Source organism: Pseudomonas sp. AC463, assembly GCF_979253585.1.
This window is the reverse complement of record NZ_CEEDDZ010001150.1, coordinates 1-237: the sequence shown is the minus strand read 5'-3', so window position 1 is coordinate 237 and position 237 is coordinate 1. Positions and strand designations below refer to the sequence as shown.

At 66.7% G+C, this 237-nt stretch carries 1 protein-coding gene; it reads left to right on the top strand.

The annotated features are described in order from the left end of the window. Positions 1 to 237 (top strand): TSUP family transporter (locus AC0IYH_RS33905; protein WP_471838858.1); only part of this gene is annotated, 237 nt, incomplete at both ends.

Genomic DNA, 237 nt, shown 5'->3' with positions numbered 1-237 from the left:
GCGTATCGGGCGTGTTCGCGCACGTCCGCCGCGGCGGCGTCGATTTCAAGATGGGCGGCGTCCTGGTCGGTGGCGGCGTCCTCGGCACGATGGCGGGTGCGTGGCTATTCCGCCGGCTTCAGGAACTTGGACAGATCGATACCGTCATCGGCGTCGTCTACGTCATCATGCTGGGTTCGATCGGCGGCCTGATGGCGAAGGAGTCGCTGGTGTCGATCGGCCTGTCCCGTCGTGGCC